Source organism: Novosphingobium clariflavum (genome assembly GCF_026420865.1).
GTDB lineage: Bacteria > Pseudomonadota > Alphaproteobacteria > Sphingomonadales > Sphingomonadaceae > Novosphingobium > Novosphingobium clariflavum.
Map to the genome: position 1 here is coordinate 1 of NZ_JAPCWC010000027.1, position 17,406 is coordinate 17,406.

The 17,406-nt window shown below is 65.7% G+C and carries 17 protein-coding genes and 1 tRNA gene; 2 read left to right on the plus strand and 16 right to left on the minus strand.

Going from position 1 to position 17,406, the window contains the following annotated elements; all coding sequences use genetic code 11:
- On the minus strand, positions 1 to 371 hold a 371-nt coding region (locus OKA11_RS20465; protein WP_267223711.1), incomplete at its 3' end, for a PilZ domain-containing protein.
- A gap of 109 nt (positions 372 to 480) precedes the next feature.
- On the minus strand, positions 481 to 2,145 hold the full coding sequence (locus OKA11_RS20470; RefSeq protein ID WP_267223713.1) for a CHASE domain-containing protein: 1,665 nt from the start codon (positions 2,143 to 2,145) through the stop codon (positions 481 to 483).
- 355 nt (positions 2,146 to 2,500) lie between these two features.
- Between OKA11_RS20470 and OKA11_RS20475 the strand changes: the two genes are divergently transcribed.
- Both OKA11_RS20475 and OKA11_RS20480 read left to right on the plus strand, forming a co-directional pair.
- Positions 2,501 to 2,701 (plus strand): NepR family anti-sigma factor, encoded by a 201-nt coding sequence (locus tag OKA11_RS20475; protein ID WP_323748334.1) that lies wholly within the window; start codon positions 2,501 to 2,503, stop codon positions 2,699 to 2,701.
- A complete protein-coding gene (locus OKA11_RS20480) occupies positions 2,694 to 3,236 on the plus strand; it encodes a sigma-70 family RNA polymerase sigma factor (protein ID WP_267223715.1) in 543 nt (180 codons plus the stop codon). Before OKA11_RS20475 ends, OKA11_RS20480 begins: the two co-directional genes overlap by 8 nt.
- 72 nt (positions 3,237 to 3,308) lie before the next feature.
- Here the strand turns inward: OKA11_RS20480 and OKA11_RS20485 are convergent, their stop codons facing one another.
- The 14 genes from OKA11_RS20485 to ftsZ form a co-directional block, all read right to left on the minus strand.
- Entirely contained in the window at positions 3,309 to 4,193 is an 885-nt protein-coding gene (locus OKA11_RS20485) for an NAD(P)-dependent oxidoreductase (protein WP_267223717.1), read from the minus strand.
- A gap of 95 nt (positions 4,194 to 4,288) precedes the next feature.
- The gene (locus tag OKA11_RS20490; RefSeq protein WP_267223719.1) at positions 4,289 to 4,891 is read right to left on the minus strand and encodes a superoxide dismutase; all 603 of its coding nucleotides are present in this window, start codon (positions 4,889 to 4,891) and stop codon (positions 4,289 to 4,291) included.
- A gap of 283 nt (positions 4,892 to 5,174) precedes the next feature.
- Positions 5,175 to 5,444: a GlsB/YeaQ/YmgE family stress response membrane protein gene (locus tag OKA11_RS20495; protein WP_142632602.1), complete on the minus strand. Its 270-nt coding sequence runs from the start codon at positions 5,442 to 5,444 to the stop codon at positions 5,175 to 5,177.
- A 96-nt stretch (positions 5,445 to 5,540) separates the two neighbouring features.
- On the minus strand, positions 5,541 to 6,470 hold the full coding sequence (locus OKA11_RS20500; RefSeq protein WP_267223723.1) for an NAD-dependent epimerase/dehydratase family protein: 930 nt from the start codon (positions 6,468 to 6,470) through the stop codon (positions 5,541 to 5,543).
- The gene (gene proB / locus OKA11_RS20505) at positions 6,467 to 7,615 is read right to left on the minus strand and encodes a glutamate 5-kinase (protein ID WP_267223725.1); all 1,149 of its coding nucleotides are present in this window, start codon (positions 7,613 to 7,615) and stop codon (positions 6,467 to 6,469) included. Before proB ends, OKA11_RS20500 begins: the two co-directional genes overlap by 4 nt.
- Before the next feature lie 141 nt (positions 7,616 to 7,756).
- Complete coding sequence (locus OKA11_RS20510; RefSeq protein WP_267223728.1) at positions 7,757 to 8,719, minus strand: DMT family transporter; 963 nt, start codon at positions 8,717 to 8,719, stop codon at positions 7,757 to 7,759.
- A 25-nt stretch (positions 8,720 to 8,744) separates the two neighbouring features.
- Positions 8,745 to 9,800 (minus strand): GTPase ObgE, encoded by a 1,056-nt coding sequence (gene obgE, locus OKA11_RS20515; RefSeq protein ID WP_267223730.1) that lies wholly within the window; start codon positions 9,798 to 9,800, stop codon positions 8,745 to 8,747.
- Positions 9,801 to 9,957: 157 nt separating this feature from the next.
- Positions 9,958 to 10,033 (minus strand) — tRNA-Ala (locus tag OKA11_RS20520).
- 158 nt (positions 10,034 to 10,191) lie between these two features.
- Positions 10,192 to 10,941: a hypothetical protein gene (locus OKA11_RS20525; RefSeq protein WP_267223732.1), complete on the minus strand. Its 750-nt coding sequence runs from the start codon at positions 10,939 to 10,941 to the stop codon at positions 10,192 to 10,194.
- A 118-nt stretch (positions 10,942 to 11,059) separates the two neighbouring features.
- Positions 11,060 to 11,800: a Bax inhibitor-1/YccA family protein gene (locus tag OKA11_RS20530; protein ID WP_267223734.1), complete on the minus strand. Its 741-nt coding sequence runs from the start codon at positions 11,798 to 11,800 to the stop codon at positions 11,060 to 11,062.
- A 132-nt stretch (positions 11,801 to 11,932) separates the two neighbouring features.
- Positions 11,933 to 12,742 (minus strand): pyrroline-5-carboxylate reductase family protein, encoded by an 810-nt coding sequence (locus OKA11_RS20535; RefSeq protein WP_267223736.1) that lies wholly within the window; start codon positions 12,740 to 12,742, stop codon positions 11,933 to 11,935.
- 231 nt (positions 12,743 to 12,973) lie between these two features.
- Entirely contained in the window at positions 12,974 to 13,480 is a 507-nt protein-coding gene (locus OKA11_RS20540) for a type III secretion system chaperone family protein (RefSeq protein WP_185928695.1), read from the minus strand.
- Between the two features lie 193 nt (positions 13,481 to 13,673).
- Complete coding sequence (locus tag OKA11_RS20545) at positions 13,674 to 15,509, minus strand: SPOR domain-containing protein (RefSeq protein ID WP_267223739.1); 1,836 nt, start codon at positions 15,507 to 15,509, stop codon at positions 13,674 to 13,676.
- Between the two features lie 306 nt (positions 15,510 to 15,815).
- Positions 15,816 to 17,393 (minus strand): cell division protein FtsZ, encoded by a 1,578-nt coding sequence (gene ftsZ, locus OKA11_RS20550; protein ID WP_267223741.1) that lies wholly within the window; start codon positions 17,391 to 17,393, stop codon positions 15,816 to 15,818.
- Positions 17,394 to 17,406 lie beyond the last annotated feature (13 nt).

A 17,406-nucleotide genomic window follows, 5' to 3' on the forward strand; every position in this document is an offset into this window, starting at 1 on the left:
TAATAAAGCGCAGGCCGTTCGCCGGCATTGATTGGCGGCAGGATCCGGCCAAAGCGATCACGCGGGGCCTGCTCCTCGAAACCAATCGTCGGCGGGTTGAAGCCGAGATGGCGAACTACCGCCTCATGCAGCGCAGTCGCGAAGCGCACGCCGGCACAGCCGTCATGGGCCCAGACGACTTCGCCTGCAGCCCGCTGGATACCGCCGAGCCCGATCTCGATCGAATCGCCCACGGCCATCCGCATCGATCCCACGTCGATCATGCCCCCGCCGACCGAAAGATTATAAAGAAACACCCGCCCGGTGGTTTCACCAAGCCGGCAATCGACCTGCTTCTCGACGATCTGCCGATCCCAAGCGCGCGAATCCATAACCAAGCCCCCCTTGCGTGTCACTGTGCACACTAGGCGACTTTACTTAAGCAATCATAAAATTGCCCCGGACAGGCGCCTCGATGGGTGCCGTTTAGGAGTTTACGACCTAGTCGCGACGGTCGTTACGCAAGGCGAACTCCCGGCTGGTGCGCACCGGCACCCGCAGGCGGCACTCGACACCGGCCGGCAAGAACTCCAGCTGGACATCGGACTTGAGTTCGTGGGCAACGATCTTCTCGATCAGGTCGCGCCCGAACCCGCGCTTGCCGGGGACCGCGACCGGTGGCCCCCCCTCCTCGCGCCAATGGACTTCGGCGAGGTCGGAGGCGATCTGGTGCCAGTGCACGTGAATGCGCCCTTCCGGCCGGCTCAGCGCGCCGTATTTGGCGGCATTGGTCGCCAGTTCGTGAATGGCAAGTCCCAGCGACATCGCATCGTTGGGCGCCAGCCTGATCTCCGGGCCGGACATCTCGACGTGCCCCTCGCTGCCTTGCATATAAGGCGCCAATTCCGAACGAACCACGTCACCGAGCCCGGCATGGCGCCAATCCGACTGCGAAAGCAGATCGTGGGTCGCCGAAAGCGCACGAATCCGGGCAGTCAGACTCTCGGTAAACTCGTCGATGTCGGTCGCCCGGCGGCGGGTCAGTGCGGCGATCGAGAGCACGTTGGCCAGTGTGTTCTTGACGCGGTGATTGAGTTCGCGGGTCAGGGAGTTGCGGATCGCGGCCTGTCCCTGCAGCCATTCCAGCACACGCCGGTCCTCGGCCGAGCGGCGGGTGATGAACCGCGCGATGGCCATGACCATGAGCGAGGTCAGCGCTCCGAAAAACAGCGTAATGCGCGAAGCCGCCGACAGCAGGCCGACCTTGCGATCGCTGATCACGACCACCCAGGTGTGGCTACCGACATCGATGCGCCGCTCCATCGTCGGCCCGGTCAGCCCCTCGGCCCGACGTTCGGCCAGCAGGTTTTCGGGCGCCACCGCTCCATCGTAGATGGCCACGTCGATCTGGTCGGCCCGGTAGAGTTCCGAGGCGGAGTTTAGGAAGGTCTCGGCGCGGAACGGGCTATAGACAAACCCCTTGACCTGCCGCGACGCCCCGCCACCGACAACTACGGGCATGTAGATCAGGAAACCCGCCGCTTCCGTCCTGCCCGCGTCCTGCACGAGATGGACCTTGCCCGATGCCACCGGTTTGCCCAGCTTCATCGCCTGCTGCATCGCGGCGCGGCGCACCGGATCGGAAAACATGTCGTAGGCCCGGGCATCGCGATTGGGCTGGTCCTGCGGCTCGATGTAGAGGATCGGCGCCACCAGTTCCTGCCCGACGTCCGGCCGCGGGTGGACGATCCAGTCGAAATCGCCGCCGTCCTGCTGTGCCACTTCCAGCTCCGCCAGATGCTCGACCGACACCAGCGGCGCCCAGCCCATGCCCAGCGACCCATAAAGGTTGCCCTTGCCCTGCAGGTCTTCGGCAAAGGCGCGGAACTGCTCCTCGCTGACGTCGCGCTGGCTGCCGAACAGCGCCGCACCGGCACGCAGCAGCGCGATGTTCTCGGTCACCCGCCGTTCAAGCGCGGAGGAAATCTCGACAAGGTTGCGATCCAGTTCAACCCGCCGGGTCTGGCGATCGGCGCGCTCGATCGCCATCACGGAAACCGCCGTGGTGATCGAGGCAATGATGAACAGCAGGAACGGCCAGCCGCGCGGATACTTGTGGAACCACGCCTGTTTCTGGACCCTGTCGAGCAGAGCCTGGTCAATCACCGGCGAAACTCCCCCGAAACCTCAGAAACTTCAAAATCCGTAATCCCGATGCGCGGCTGAAACTTCGTGAAAAACGCAATAAGCGCCCCCAGGGCACCCCATAGGACAAACTCTATGACAAGTCTTTGCTTGCGAGGGAACCATCGAGCCTCTCGATGGTTCCAGCGAAAACGATGCTAATCCGCAACCCCGCCAACCCCGCGCGCCAGACACCGTGTGGCACCTCGCCTTCTCCGACTGGCGAAACGGGCGGCAGTGCCTTGCAGCCTGGTGCTGCAAACAATTGCATTGGCGGCAGCGCTCTTGACCCGCTCCCAGCCAGCACGCAAGTGTCCGGTTCGAAAGGAAGTTCGCAGTGAGTCAGTCTCCACGCAATGGCCAGCCGGGACAATCCGGCATGCCCCCGCAAGCCGGGACCGGAGCCGTGCGCCCCGGCGAAGGCGAGCCGGGCTGGGCCAGTGGACTGAGGAAGCTGTACAACTCCGTGGTCGACGAACCGCTTCCGGACAGCTTCAAGGACTTGCTCAAGAAGCTCGACGGAAGCGACGATGACTGAACGGCTCAGCCGCCCCCCGGCCGAAGCGGCATTCCGTGACGAACTTCTGGGTGTCCTGCCGCACTTGCGCGCCTTTGCGCGCGGTCTTTCGGGGCGCCCCGACTTCGCCGACGATCTTGTGCAGGAGGCACTCATCAAGGCCTGGACCGCGCGGGAGCGTTATGCTGCCGGCACCAACATGCGTGCCTGGACTTTCGCGATCCTGCGCAACCACTACTTGTCCGAACTGCGCAAGAACCGGCGCATGACCGAACTCGACGAAGGCGCGGCGGAACGATTGCTGGTGATGGAAGCCGATCAGGAAAGCCCGCTTCACCTCGGCGACATGGAAGCCGCGCTGCAGAAGCTGGCCCCCGAACGGCGCGAGGCGGTACTGCTGGTCGGCGCCTCAGGCTTCAGCTACGAGGAGGCGGCGGACATCGCCGGTTGCCCGATCGGCACGATGAAAAGCCGGGTCGCCCGCGCCCGCGGCGATCTCACCCGGATGCTCGATGCCGAACCCGACCTCTCGGCCCTGCCGATGACACGCGACTGACAGGTAGATTTCGGATTTCGGCCCCCTCGCCTGCGAGAGGGCCGGTTCGTTCCGCGAACAGACTCCCGATCGTCAGCCCCTGGCCTTGGCCCTGGCCCTGGCCCTGGCGATGGTGTAGTCCGCCATCGCCCCCCAGTCGCGGGCGGCATAGCCGCCTTCGACGGTCGCACCCATCTGCGCATGAACGGCATCGAGCATCGGCAACCTGCCCTGCGTGCCCGGCGCCGTCTCGGCCGCCAGTTCCTTGGCCAGCCGCAGGTCCTTGAGGCCCAGCACCGCCTTGAAGCCGGGCTCGTACTTGCCCTCAGCGATGATGCCCGAATAGTTCTGGTAGACACGGCTACCGAACAGCGTACCGAGCATCAGTTCAAAGAACGCCTCGCGCTCCACCCCGAGCCCTTCGGTGAGGACCACGGCCTCGGCCATGCCCTCAATGGCCATGGTGATCATCATGTTGCAGGCGATCTTGACGGCATTGGCGCGCGGCGCCTCCTCGCCCATGTCCCAGACCTTGCCGGCAATCGGGGCAAAAACCGGATCAAGCCCCGCGCGCAAGACCGAAGGCCCGGCGAGGATCACGTTGAGCTGCCCCGCCGCCGCCACATCGGGACGGCCCAGCACCGGCGCCGAGAGATATCCGACGCCCGCCGCCGCGTGCCGCTCCACCAGTTCGCGCGCGAAGGCCACCGAGATCGTCGAGCAGACAAGGTGCGTGACGCCATTGGGAGCACTGTCCAGAACGCCGCTGTCCAGCAGCACCTCGCGAATCGCGCCATCTTCCGAAAGCATCGTCAGCACCACGTCGCCTGTAAAAGCCTCGGCGGGGGTGGCGACCATCTCGATACCCTCGACCGCGCCGCCCGAGCGATTCCAGGCGCGCACGTGGTGTCCGGCTTTGGCCAGATTGCGCGCCATGGCGCTGCCCATGGCGCCAAGGCCGATGAATCCGATATCCATGTAAGAGAATTCCAATTGCCGATAAAAAGCAAAGGGCCGGACCGCCTATCGGCGACCCGGCCCTTTTTCAGAAACCTGCGAGGAGGTTTCGTGGCTTACGCCGGGTAGGTCCAGGCCGTGCCGCGGGCGAAGTTCTCGCTGGCGAAGTCCCAGTTGATGAGGTTTTCAAGCACGGCCTTCACATAGGCGGGGCGCTTGTTCATCTGGTCGATGTAGTAGGCGTGCTCCCAGACGTCGATGGTCAGCAGCGGCACCACGTCGGTGGTGATGGGGCAGCCGGCGTCGTGGGTCGAGATGACCTTGAGCGTGCCGCCGTCGACGACCAGCCAGGCCCAGCCCGACGCGAAGTGGTTCACGGCTTCGTTCGAGAGCGCTTCGAGCAGCGCGTCGAGCGAACCGAAGTCCTTGTCGATGGCAGCGGCGAGTTCGGCGCTCGGCGCGGTCTTCGACGGGCTCATCGAGTACCAGTAGAAACCGTGGTTCCAGATCTGGGCGGCGTTGTTGAACAGCGGGCCCGAGGCGGTCTTGGTGATTTCCTCGACCGACTTGTCGGCATTGGCGGTGTCTTCGACGGCGGCGTTCAGCTTGTCGACGTAAGTCTTGTGGTGGGCGCCGTGGTGGATTTCCAGCGTCTTGGCCGAGATATGCGGTTCGAGCGCATCCTGTGCGTAGGGCAGCGGCATCAGGGAAATGGTCATGGCTGTCTTCCTGTTTCAGGTTATGAATCTGTCGAACACCGGAGCTCTGCCCTGGCGCCCGCCAGGAAACCGGCGTGCGGACATCGAACGAGGCCCCTGCGCGTCACCGCGCGTCGTCGGCGTATGTCTGACCTATTGCCCGACAATTCAAGCATTCATTGGCGGCATTTTGTTTGCAGGGCGCTACATATGCTTGCAGGCTGCGCCCCGCGCTCATGCGAAGAGGGACGGCAGCGCATAGGCTGCCGTCCCTCTCGGCCCGGGCAAAACCGCCGCGACGACGTCAGCGGATAGAACCGCGACGAAACAGGTTGACGATCGCCAGCAGCACCACCGCGCCCAGGAACGAGGCAAACAGCGACATGATGTCGAACGCGCCGCTGGTGATGGGTGCACCGCCGATCAGCGGGGTAATCAGTACACCGGCGATCAGGGCACCGACAACGCCAACAACGACGTTGAGAAAAATACCCTGCTGCGCATCCGTACGCATCAGGATCGAAGCCAGCCAGCCGATGACGCCACCGACCACGAGTACAAGCAGAAGAGTCATTGTTGCATCTCCGAATAGGGTCGTAGTGCATCAATAACGGACGCAATCCTCGTCGGTTCCTTTAAGCGCGCAACAATTTGTCCACGCTGCCTGAACTCAGAGCCAGCCCTCGGCCATGTACCACTCCGCCGTTGCCCGCAGGCCATCGGTCGTAGCGATCCGGGGCTGCCAGATCGCTTCCGGCACACGGGCATGCGCGCCGACCACCCAGTCAGGATGGCTGAAATAGGCCGCACGGTCCGACGTCATCTTGGCCTTGTCGCCGCGCAGGAAGTGGTCGGCCTTGGCCACCGCCATCAAAGCCCCGCGCGACAGGCCCGGCGCCCAGATCCGCTTGCCCACGGCAATGCCGATGGCCCGCGCCATCTCACCGTGCTCCCAGCCTTCGGGCTTGCCGTCGTCGGGCTCAAGCGTACAGCCGGTGACTCCCTCGCCGCGCGCCGTCACCAGCGCCACCAGCAGGCGCGCCAGATCCTCGACATGGATCATCGAGGCCCTGCCGTGCCTTGGCACCGGCACCACGCCCCAGCGGGCCGCGCGGAACAGTTCGAACATCTCCTTGTCGCGCGGGCCGTAGATTGCCGGTGGCCGCACGATGGTCCAGTCAAGCGGGCTCGCCATGACCAGTTTTTCAGCCCGCGCCTTGGAAGCACCATAGGCCGAAAGCTGCGGCTCCCGCGCGGAAAGCGAAGAGACGTAGACAAAGCGCGCGATGCCCTTGATCACCGCCGTCTCGATCAGGTTGAGCGTGCCGGTGACATTGCCGATCTCGAACCCGGCCGCATCGGGCGCGTTGACTACCCCGGCGACATGGACGATCGCCTCGGCCCCGCGCGTCAACTCGGAGAGCGAACCGGTGTCGCGCAGTTCGCCGCGGACCCAGGTGACGTGCTCGACGGACTCCTGCGCGCTGCGGGTGAGCGCACGCACGTGGTAGCCTGCACGCAAGGCCTCATCGAGCGTGGAGCGGCCGAGAAAGCCGGTGGCGCCGGTCAGCGCGATGACGGGACGATCGTTGGGATTCATGCCTTTTCCGGTCGGGCCTTGAGCACCATCTGGTCGCGATGGACCACGGATGAGCGCGGGGCGTAACCGAGCACGGCCGCCTGTTCGCTCGAATGAAGCCCCCTGATGGCCGCACATTCCCCAGCGGCATATTCGGACAGGCCATGCGCGATGACATGCCCCTTCGCATCGGTCACGGCCACGGCATCGCCGCGCTCGAACGTGCCCTCGACCCCGGTCACCCCCTTGGCCAGCAGGCTGGAACCGCGCAGCAGCGCCGCCGCGGCACCGTCATCGACGTGGAGAGTGCCGGTGAGGCGCAGGCGCCCGCCGAGCCAGGCCTTGCGTGCCCCCGCCCTGCCGCGAGGCAGGAACAGGGTGCCGACGCCGCCGGCGATGATGCGATCGATCGGGCGCTCCACCTGACCATTGCCGATGACCATGGCGATGCCCGCCAGCTCGGCGATCTCGGCGGCCTGAAGCTTGGAGATCATGCCGCCCGAGCCCATGCCCGAGTTCGATTCGGCGCTGGCCATGGCCCGCACTTCGGCCGTGACGCCTTCCACCACCGGGATCATCGCCGCGCCGGGCAGCTTGGGATGGCGGTCGTAAAGTCCATCGATGTCCGAGAGCAGCAGCACCGCGCTCGCCTGCGCGGCCTGCGCGACGCGGGCGGCAAGGCGGTCGTTGTCGCCGAAGCGGATTTCCTCGGTGGCGACCGAATCGTTCTCATTGATCACCGGCACCGCGCCAGCATCGAGCAGACGACCCAGCGTGGCGGTCACATTGAGGTAGCGGCGCCGCTCCTCAAGGTCTTCCAGCGTCAGCAGCATCTGCGCGGCAGTAAGGCCATGCGTGCCCAGCAATTCCGCCCAGAGGCCCGAAAGCGCAATCTGTCCCACTGCCGCACTCGCCTGCGCATCGGCCAGCGAGCCGCGTCCCCCCTTCTCCAGCCCCAGCGTCGCCGCTCCCAGCGCGATGGCGCCCGAGGAGACCACAATCACTTGCTGCCCGCGCAAGCGCGCCGCGGCGATCTCGGCGACCAGCGCGGTCAGCCAGGCGCGACGCACACCCTGCGGGCCGACAAGCAGCGCGGAGCCGACCTTGACGACAAGGCGCGGACACGAGGCGGGATCGGAAAGGTCGTTGAGACGGGCGATGGGCATTTGCTGGAAGCCTCTAGGTGAAATGACCCGTGCTGGAAAGCGCCCGTTTGTGAAAGAATCGACACCTTGTCCCGCCTCGGGAACACGCGGGTGCCCGGTCGTGCCCCGCTTCGGCCAATTCGCCTGCCGGGCCTGCCCCTTTCAGCCGACTGCCGCGCGCCGGGCCTGCCGTGCGCGCAGCATCTCGTGCCCGCTGACCAGCAGGATACCGGCGATCACCATCGCCGCACCGCCGATGAAGGCCGGCTCCAACCGCTCGCCCAGCAGAGCCACACCAAAGGCAACCCCGAACAACGGCGTCATGAACGACAGCACGCCAAGCCGCGAGGCCAGATAGATCCGCAGCATGCCGAACCACACCAGCAGGCTGACCAGCGAGACGCCCACAGTCTGGAAAGCAAGGCTCGCCCCCAGCAGCGGCGTCAGGGCGACGTGGGTCTGGCCTGTCGCCAGTGCCAGCACGCCAAGCAGCGCAAAGGCACCGAGCAGCTGGTAAAGCGTCGTCACCGTACTGGGCGCATGAGAAAGCTTCGAGAAACGGAGCGTCAGCGTCGTTGCGCCCCAGGACGCCCCGGCGCCGATACCCATGAGATCGCCGATCCAGGCGGAATCGCGCGCGCTCCCGCCGGTCGCCCCGAAACCGGCCCCGCCGAGAAACGATACAGCCACGCCTGCAAAGGCGAGGCCAATGCCAAGCCATTGCAGCGGGCTCAGCCGCTCTTCCGGCAGCCCGACATGGAGGCCGAGCGCGGTAAAGATCGGCGCAGTATACAGAAAGATACCCATGTGCGAGGCACTGGTGAACCGCAGCCCCTCCCCCATGAACAGGTATTCGAGCGCAAACAGAACACCGATCGCCAGGCCAGGCCTCCAAGTGCCGCCGCGCAGGGCATGGCCCTCACCCCGGAGGAATACGAGCGCGGCGATCACCACTGCCGCCAGCCCCGAACGCAGCGAGATCTGCAAAACCGGCGCCATGTCCGGCGCGGCGGCCTTAAGCGCCGTCTGCTGCATGCCCCAGATCGCGCAGAGGCCGACCATCATCAAGGCCGCGCGCCCGTCCACTGGCAGGCGCTGGCTCGGGTTCGAGTTCGCTTCCGTCATGACCGGGGCCGGCAAGAGCGCACGATCAGATCGGCGACCAGGGCTTTTCGTCGGCCTCTTCCTGCTCGCCTTCGGGACGCTCGGTCACGGTGGCAGCGGGCAGATAATCGATCACCGCGTCAAGCAGCTTGGACATGCCCTTGCCGGTCGCGCCCGAGATCGGGAAGACTTCATGGGCGCCGGCCTTGAGCAGTTCCCTGGCATATTCAGCGGCGAGCTCGTCGTCGACGAGGTCGATCTTGTTGAGCGCAACGAGACGCGGCTTGCCATCGAGATCGCCGCCGTAGGCCTCAAGCTCTTCCTCGACGATGTGCATCGCCTCGACCGGATCGTCGTTGGAAATGTCGATCAGGTGGACCAGCACGCGGCAGCGCTCGATATGGCCGAGGAAACGGTCGCCAATGCCCGCGCCTTCGGCAGCGCCGGCGATCAGGCCGGGGATGTCGGCCAGCACGAACTCGCGGTTCTTGTGGGTGACGACGCCGAGCTGAGGACGCAGCGTGGTGAAGGCATAGTTGCCCACTTTCGCCTTGGCGTTCGACAGCTTGTTGATGAAGGTGGACTTGCCCGCATTGGGCATGCCGACGAGACCGACGTCGGCCAGCAGCTTCAGGCGCAGCCAGACCCACATTTCCTGCGCCGGGATACCGGGCTGGTGCTGGCGCGGCGCGCGGTTGGTGCTGGTCTTGTAGCTGGCATTGCCGCGACCGCCCATGCCGCCTTCGAGCAGCGTCACGCGCTGACCGGCCTCCGTAAGGTCGGCCAGGACCGTTTCGCGGTCGTCGTCGTCGATGATCTGGGTGCCGACGGGAACCTTGATGACAAGGTCCTTGCCCTGCGCACCATTGCGGTTCTTGCCCATGCCATGGCCGCCGCGCGGCGCCTTGAAGTGCTGGGTGTAGCGGAAGTCGATCAGCGTGTTGAGCCCGGCCACGGCCTCAAACACGATGTCGGCGCCCTTGCCGCCGTTGCCGCCGTCGGGGCCGCCGTATTCCACGTACTTCTCGCGACGGAACGAGACCGCGCCGGGGCCACCGGCGCCGGAACGGATGTAGATTTTCGCCTGGTCAAGAAAATGCATGGGTACGGTCCAGCGGGTTCAAAGACGGCCACGAGCGGGAACGCACCTTAGGCACGCCCCCGTGGGCAGATAAACAAAAAACCCGACCTTGTCGCGCATCCACGCCTCGGGTCGGGGTAGAACCGGTTCATCCGGCTCAGGTCAGTCATGTAAGGATTGGTGGAGCCGAGGGGGATCGAACCCCTGACCTCGTCATTGCGAACGACGCGCTCTCCCATCTGAGCTACGGCCCCGTTCCAGTCCTTCACCGACACGGCGCACCGTATCGGGAGCGCTCCCTTAGCGGGAAGCACGCAGGGTTGGAAGAGCAAAACCGCAAGGCCTCTGAAAAAACGAAAAGACCCGCCCCCTGCCATGAGGGAGCGGGCCTATCCGTTTCAACGCCTTGATGTTATTGTGCCGAAGCCTGCTGCGGCGACTTGACCGTCGAGCCGACCGCCACGGGCGTGCTTCCCGATGCGGTACCCGCCTGGCCGGCGCCATAACGCGCTTCCCACGCGGCAAGATCAGCGCGGTATTGCTCGTAGCTGTTGAAGAACTCCATGTAGGGAGCCTCCGCCCTGGCGAGGTCGGTCACGGCAATGCTGTCCAGCTGGTTGGCCGGCTGCGCTTCCAGTTCGGCGGACAGGGAGATCATCGCGCTGCACAGCGAGGGCACCACCGGCGGCAGTGCGAAGAAGTTGTAGACCTGGGTCTGATAGGTCTCGCGCGCCTTGATACCGCTCCGGCCGGCGCCGTAACGCTTGGCGAATTCCTTATCGACCGTCTTGTTGGTGGCCGCCAGCGCTTTGGCATGGCGCACGAGGAAGACCTTGTAGCCCGCCAGGATCGGGCCGTGATCGGGGCCCATGCAGTTCAGGGCGGCAACGTTGTAAGCCGAACGCAGGTTCCACAGCGCCTGCGCCTGCGAAACGCCCGAGTTGACCGTCACGCGCGCGCCGTTTGCCGCAAGAGCGGGGATTATCATGTTGGCCTGCGCCCCCATCGGCGGCATCGGCCGCGGCGGGATGACGATGGCCGGCGGCGGCGGCGGCGGCGCAACCGCAACCTTTTGCGGGCCGCAGCCCGAAAGTCCCATGACGAGCGAACCTGCCGCCAGCGAAAGGCCCAGCATGAGGCCCCGTTTGTTCAGGTTAACCACCCCGATAAACTCCAATTTGCCTATGACCGTATACTTACCGCGACAAACGCCCAAAGAAAATGCCCGGTGCGACGAATCGCACCGGGCATTGCAACGGCCAACCGTGGAAAACGGTGGATTACCTGCGATCGCCGAGGAAGCTCAGCAGGAACTGGAACATGTTGATGAAGTCCAGGTAGAGGCTGAGCGCACCCATGACGACGGCCTTGCCGATGAACTCGGTGCCGCGCAGGTGGTAGTACTGGTTCTTGAGCATCTGCGTGTCATAGGCGGTCAGACCCGCGAAGATCAGCACGCCAAGGATCGAGATGCCCGTCTGCAGCGCCGAGGACTGCACGAACAGGTTGACCAGCATTGCGACCAGGATGCCGAACAGGCCCATGATCAGGAAGGTGCCGAAGCCCGACAGGTCCTTCTTGGTGGTGTAGCCCACCAGGCTCAGGCCCGCGAAAGCAGCCGCCGTCGCGAAGAAGGTGGTCGCGATCGAAGCCCCGGTGAAGACCAGGAAGATCGAGGCCATCGACAGGCCCATGACCACACAGAACCCCCAGTAGAGCATCTGCAGCGTCGAGGTCTGCATGCGCTGGAAACCGAAGTTCATTGCCAGCAGGAACCCGAGCGGCGCAAACATCAGGACAAAGCGCAGGGGGCTGGTCAGCACCTGTACGGCCATGCCGGAATTGGCAAAGAGCAGCGCCACGACGCCCGAAAGCAGGACGCCGGAAGCCATGTAGTTGTAGATCGACAGCATGTAGCGACGCAGGCCCGCATCATATGCGACCTTGCCGCCGGTCCTGCCGTCAAGGCTCGGAGACGCTCCGAAGCCCGAACGGGGCTGGGGGTCGTTCCAATTCGCCATGTCACACTCCCTTAGACGGGTTTATCCGCCAAATGCGAAAACCCGGACCGCCCGAATATCGCCCCGCCCCCCTCGCTTTTCAAGGAAAACCGGACGCAGCACTTTGTGTCAAAATGTAAACGCGGCGGAAACTCAGCCGCGACGGGCCTCGGCCGCCATCTCCGCATTGCGGTCGTTCGAAGCCTGCATGGTATCGGCAATCAGCCGGGCCAGCGCGTCATCGGCATCAAGCACGTTCATGCCCGCGCGGGTCGAGCCGCCCGGGCTCGCGACCTTGTCGGCCAATTCGCCCGGCGAGAACGGCGAGGCCGCCGCCAGTTGCGCAGCGCCCTCCACCATCGCCACGGCCAGACGCTGCGCCTGCCGAGCCTCGATCCCCAGCGCTACGCCGCCCGCCGCCAACGCGTCGATGAAGCGATAGACAAAGGCCGGGCCGCAGCCGGTCAGCGCGGTCACCGCATCGAACTGGCCTTCATGATCGAGCCACTCGGGCGCGCCGAGCGGCGCCATCAGTGCCGTCACTTCGGCGCGGCCGATCTCGTCCAGCCCGCGCGAATCGAGCGCGACCGGCGACTTTCCGATCGCGACGGCAAGGTTGGGCATGATGCGAAGGATTGCACCGGCATCCGGGAAACGCGCGGCGAGGCTATCGAACTCGACCCCGGCGAGAATGGAGAAGAGCACCGTCTGCCTTCCCACCAGCGGGGCGATGGCCGGGGCGGCATCATCAAGCCCCTGCGGCTTGATACCCAGCATCACCGCGTCGAACGCCCCGTCGGCCGGCAGTTCGCGCAGCAGGGTCACGCCTGCGGGAACGGATTCGCGGCGCGGATCGACAACCGTGAAACGCGAGGCGGGAATCCCCCCCTTCAGCCACCCCTCAAGCATGGCTCCCGCCATGTTGCCGCAACCGACAAGCAGGATGGTCTGAAAGCGTTCCATGCAAATTCCCCTGACAAAGTTCTGCCGCAACCGGCGATCACGCCGGTTCGCTTAGAGCAGCTTCCGATCCGACTGCGTCGGATCAACTGCTCTAAGATTTTGGTTTTACGCGTTTTCCTATTCATCAGGTGATTCCACCTGATTTGAAAACGCTCTAAGCCCGTGTCCGGAACCTGCCAAGGGCTTGGGTAAGTGCGTGCCCGGTGTCTCCCCGCCTCGCCCGGAACAGCGTCAGGCTTCGCCCGCTGCGTCGATGAGGGCGGCCGCAAGGGCCTCGGCCGGGGTCTTGTCCCCCCAGAGGATGAACTGGAACACCGGATAGAACCGGTCACATTCCTCGATCGCGGCTTCCACCACGGTCTGCGCCTGATCGATGCCGAGCAGCCCGTCTTCGCCCAGCATCAGGCCATGGCGATAGAGCACCACGCCGCCATTCGACCAGACGTCGAAATGACCGACCCAGAGCTGCTCGTTGACCAGCGCCAGCGCCTCGTAGACGGCGGCGCGCTTGTTGTCCGGAACCCGGATGTCGGGAAGGCACAGCAGTTGCAGGACATGGTCCTCCGGACGCCAGATCGCCTGGAACTGGTAGGTTGCCCAGGCACCCTTCACTTCCGCGGAAATCTCGTCCTCGCTGGCAAGCTCGAAAGGCCAGTCGCGGGCCTCGAAGAGCGCGGCCAGCATCTCCACCGGAGCGCTGTCCTCTTCATGGCCGATATCGTCCTGAACCGTCCTCATGATTTCCGACATTCGCCCTCCGCGTCGCTTGACCGCATGGATGCTTCGCCTTGCCCCTGCTGCACAATGCGGCGCGCGTGATCGCCTGCGCAAAACTGCACTAGGCTGTTAACAGCGTGTGGATAAGACTCCAGTCCGGAAACCAGCCGGCGGGCGGGCTCTCCTCTTTCCAGGAAAGACCCACCCGGCACAATCACTTGACCGCCAGCACGTCGACGACCTGCCCTTCATCGCTGGTCCAGGGCAAGGCGTCGTCAAAGCCCTGCTTTTTCGCGGATGCCAGGAAGGCATTGGCCGCCTTCTGGGTCGCGAAGGGACCTATCAGCACGCGATTGGTGCGGCCCATCTCGCTGACATAGGGCTGGTGCCCCTTGAACAGCGCCGGCGCCTGCTTGAGATAACGGCGCCAGTCGAAGGCGATCGCATCCTTGTTTCGACCGACGCCGATCTGCACCCAGATCCGGCTTGGCTGGGGCGGTGGCACCGGCTTCTTCGGCTTCGCTGGTACGACGGCCTTGGCAACCGGCTTTGTCACCGGCTTGGCAACGCGCTTGCCGTTGACGACCATCTCCGGCTTGTCGTCCGCCTCGCCCTTGGGATCGGCCTTTGCTTCAACCTTCGGCGGCGGAGGCGGCGGCGCGGGACGAGCAGGCTCGATCTGGCGGATGTCGACTGCACCAGCCGTCGGCGCCGTCTGCATCGTGGGCTTGCCGAGATCGGCGAAGATTTCCGCCAGCGAGAGCTGATGTGCGCCCGCTTCCGGCGGAGCTTCCGCTGCGGCGATTTTCGCCGGAGCAGACTGCGCTGGCGCGGGTTGCGGCTGGGGTTGCGGTTGGGGAGGCGCGGAAGGAACCGGAGCCGGTTCGGCAGCGGCCTGACGAACCGGGACCGACGGCGGCGCCTCAGGGGCGGCAGTTCGGACCGGGCTGGCACCGGCCGGCGAATCGGGCACCCTGGCAAGATCGAAGCCCTGCGCGCCGGCAGCAGGCTTGGCAACGGTGGACGGCGCGACCGGCCCGCCAGCAGCCACCTTGGCGCCCTTAACGGGCGGCAATTCGCCGCCCACGTCGCGCGCAGCCGGCGCCGTGCGCGGCGGCTCGGTTCGTACCGTACTGGCAGTCGCAGCGGCGACACGGGGTGTATCGGCACGAGCGGGCGCGGGCGCCGACGAGGCCACTGACGCGGCCGCTCCCGGCTTGCGCCCGCCGCGTGCCGCGGGCTTGGCGCCTGCCGCCTGCGGTGCCGGTCGCGGCGCTGCAGCCGCTTCGCTGGCAGCCAGCTGGGTCGCATAAGCGGACACCCGCGCGTCATCGCGGCCGATCTCCGAGGCGCGCGGGAACTTGCCGAGATTGGCGGCAGCCGCCTGCTGCGCCCGCGTGAGCCGCGGCATGTAGCGCAGATAGGGCGCGATGCTTTGCGCCAGTTGCGGCGGCAAGATAGAATTGGAGACTTCGACCGCCTGCTGGGTATCGCCGGCAATCGCCAGGGCAAATGCGCGTGCGCGCCAGCCCGGCTTGTCCTGCTTTTGCAGCAGAGGCATCAGCGTGGCCTGCGCCGCCGCGCTGTCTCCTGCGATCGCCTGACTCAGCGCGAGGCGCATGCGCGCCTCCTCGTTGCCGGAGGAGGCGGTCAACGCCATCGTGTAGTAATGCTGGGCCGTGACATTGGCACCGACCAGATCATAGGCAAGCCCCCGATCGACCGCGATCTGCGATGGCGGCGCCCCCACCCTCTCCGCTTCCGCAAACAACGGAATGGCCGAGACCGGATCTCCGTTCATCGCCAGCGCTCCGGCAAGACCGGCTTTCACGCGGGCATTGTTCGGCGTGATTTCGTCCGCACGGCGATAAAAACCGATCGCCGCGTCGTAATCGCCCAGCGCCTTGGCCGCGTCCGCCGCATCCTGCAGGGCCGCGACATCGCGCGGACTGCGCGCCAGGCGAGCAAGCGCAGCGCTCAACCGCTGCGAATCGGCGCTCGGCAACGCCTGCACCACCGGCCGCGCGACAACCGGCGCGCCCTGAGCCATGGCCGGCTGCGGCCCGAGCACAGATACGAGTATCGGCAGGGAAAGCCCCGTTCCGAGGACCTTGCGGGACCACATCCCGCTCGCTCGCTGTTGCCTGACCCGCAAGTTTTGCGACACCTTTTCTGCGGCACACCGGGCGCATGCCGCCAGGCATGCACCAACAGGCGCCGGATGATCTCAACGGGCCGGGCCCATGCAAGCTGCACTCTGGCCCCTGCAAAAACGCCGCGCGCGGCGCTTGCACCCGTCACGCACATACGCGAACGGGGCGGACGGTCCAAGACCGCCCGCCCCGCCTGCTACCCATTACTGGTTGTTCTGACGTCCGAGGAAGCGCGGGATCGAGATCGACGCTCCGTCGCCTTCATCAGCGGCCGGCTCGACAGCCGCCGCCTTGGGACGCGACAGGCTGGTCATACGCTCGAACAGCGTGCTGCCGCCGCCCACCGGACGCGCCGGTGCGGGCTCCGCCGCGGGACGACGCTGGCGCAGCGGCGAGGCATCCTCACCGCCAAGCAGCAGTTCATCCTGCGGCGCAACTGGTTCCGGCGCGGCTTCCATACCGCCCGAAAGGTCCAGCGGAGCAGCGCGCGACGCGGGAATGCTGGCGTAGCCGTCAACCGCGCCTTCGTCGGCGCTCTCGACTTCCTCACCCGCACCGAGTTCCAGCTCGCCATAGGTCACGGGAGCCGAAACAGGCGCAGCGGGGGCCGGCGCGGCGACCGGAGCAGGCGGCGAGAGGTCGAGCGGTGCCGGCGCCGGTGTATAGGCTGACGGCGTCTGGATCGCCGGGCGCGAGATCACCGGGGCGTGCACAGGCGCCGGAGCTTCCGGCGCGGGGCGCGACACCATCGGTCGAACCGGACCACGCCCTGCGCTCAGCGAAACCGGTCGCGCGGCGATTTCGGCCATCTCGCTGGTCTGCTCGATGCCGGTGGCGACCACCGAGACGCGGATCTTGCCCTGGAGGTCCGGGTTGAACGCCGAACCCCAGATGATGTTCGCATCGGGATCGACGAGTTCGCGGATGTGATTGGCCGCCTCGTCGACTTCAAGCAGCTTCATGTCGTCGCCGCCGATGATCGAAATGATCACGCCCTTGGCGCCCTGCATCGACACGCCGTCGAGCAGCGGGTTCGCTATGGCGCGCTCGGCCGCTTCGAGAGCTCGATTCGGGCCTTCGCCCTCGCCGGTGCCCATCATCGCCTTGCCCATTTCGCCCATGACCGAGCGAACGTCCGCGAAGTCGAGGTTGATGAGGCCTGGCATGATCATCAGGTCGGTGATCGAGCGCACGCCCTGCTGGAGCACTTCGTCGGCCAGCGAGAACGCTTCCTTGAAAGTGGTGTCCGCCTTGGCGACCAGGAACAGGTTCTGGTTCGGGATGACGATCAGCGTATCGACGTGCTTCTGCAGCTCTTCGATGCCCGCATCGGCGGAGCGCATGCGGCGCGTGCCTTCGAACATGAACGGCTTGGAGACCACGCCAACGGTCAGCACGCCCTTGGCACGTGCAGCCTGGGCAATGATCGGCGCGGCGCCGGTGCCAGTGCCACCACCCATGCCTGCGGCGATGAAGACCATGTGCACGCCGTCGAGCAGGCGCTCGATGTCCGGCAAGGTTTCCTCAGCCGCGGCGCGGCCCACTTCGGGGCGAGCACCGGCACCGAGGCCCTGCGTGATATCGGGCCCCAGCTGGATGCGGGTTTCCGCGATCGAGTTGTTGAGCGCCTGCGCGTCGGTATTGGCGACGACGAAGTCGACACCCTCGATCTGCGCCTGGATCATGTTTGCGATGGCGTTGCCGCCCGCACCGCCCACGCCGATGACGACGATGCGCGGACGAAGCTCTTCGATTGCCGGCGGTCCGATGTTGATGCTCATTTCGTTCTCCTGG

Excerpts from the sequence above, each read along its gene's own strand:
- ftsZ (WP_267223741.1), bottom strand. The coding sequence starts at position 17,393 with ATGAGCATCAACATCGGACCGCCGGCAATCGAAGAGCTTCGTCCGCGC.
- obgE (WP_267223730.1), bottom strand. The coding sequence starts at position 9,800 with ATGCATTTTCTTGACCAGGCGAAAATCTACATCCGTTCCGGCGCCGGT.
- OKA11_RS20510 (WP_267223728.1), bottom strand. The coding sequence starts at position 8,719 with ATGACGGAAGCGAACTCGAACCCGAGCCAGCGCCTGCCAGTGGACGGG.
- OKA11_RS20540 (WP_185928695.1), bottom strand. The coding sequence starts at position 13,480 with ATGAGGACGGTTCAGGACGATATCGGCCATGAAGAGGACAGCGCTCCG.
- OKA11_RS20545 (WP_267223739.1), bottom strand. The coding sequence starts at position 15,509 with ATGGCTCAGGGCGCGCCGGTTGTCGCGCGGCCGGTGGTGCAGGCGTTG.
- OKA11_RS20535 (WP_267223736.1), bottom strand. The coding sequence starts at position 12,742 with ATGGAACGCTTTCAGACCATCCTGCTTGTCGGTTGCGGCAACATGGCG.
- OKA11_RS20495 (WP_142632602.1), bottom strand. The coding sequence starts at position 5,444 with ATGACTCTTCTGCTTGTACTCGTGGTCGGTGGCGTCATCGGCTGGCTG.
- OKA11_RS20530 (WP_267223734.1), bottom strand. The coding sequence starts at position 11,800 with ATGGCGAATTGGAACGACCCCCAGCCCCGTTCGGGCTTCGGAGCGTCT.
- OKA11_RS20485 (WP_267223717.1), bottom strand. The coding sequence starts at position 4,193 with ATGGATATCGGATTCATCGGCCTTGGCGCCATGGGCAGCGCCATGGCG.
- OKA11_RS20490 (WP_267223719.1), bottom strand. The coding sequence starts at position 4,891 with ATGACCATTTCCCTGATGCCGCTGCCCTACGCACAGGATGCGCTCGAA.
- OKA11_RS20500 (WP_267223723.1), bottom strand. The coding sequence starts at position 6,470 with ATGAATCCCAACGATCGTCCCGTCATCGCGCTGACCGGCGCCACCGGC.
- proB (WP_267223725.1), bottom strand. The coding sequence starts at position 7,615 with ATGCCCATCGCCCGTCTCAACGACCTTTCCGATCCCGCCTCGTGTCCG.
- OKA11_RS20480 (WP_267223715.1), top strand. The coding sequence starts at position 2,694 with ATGACTGAACGGCTCAGCCGCCCCCCGGCCGAAGCGGCATTCCGTGAC.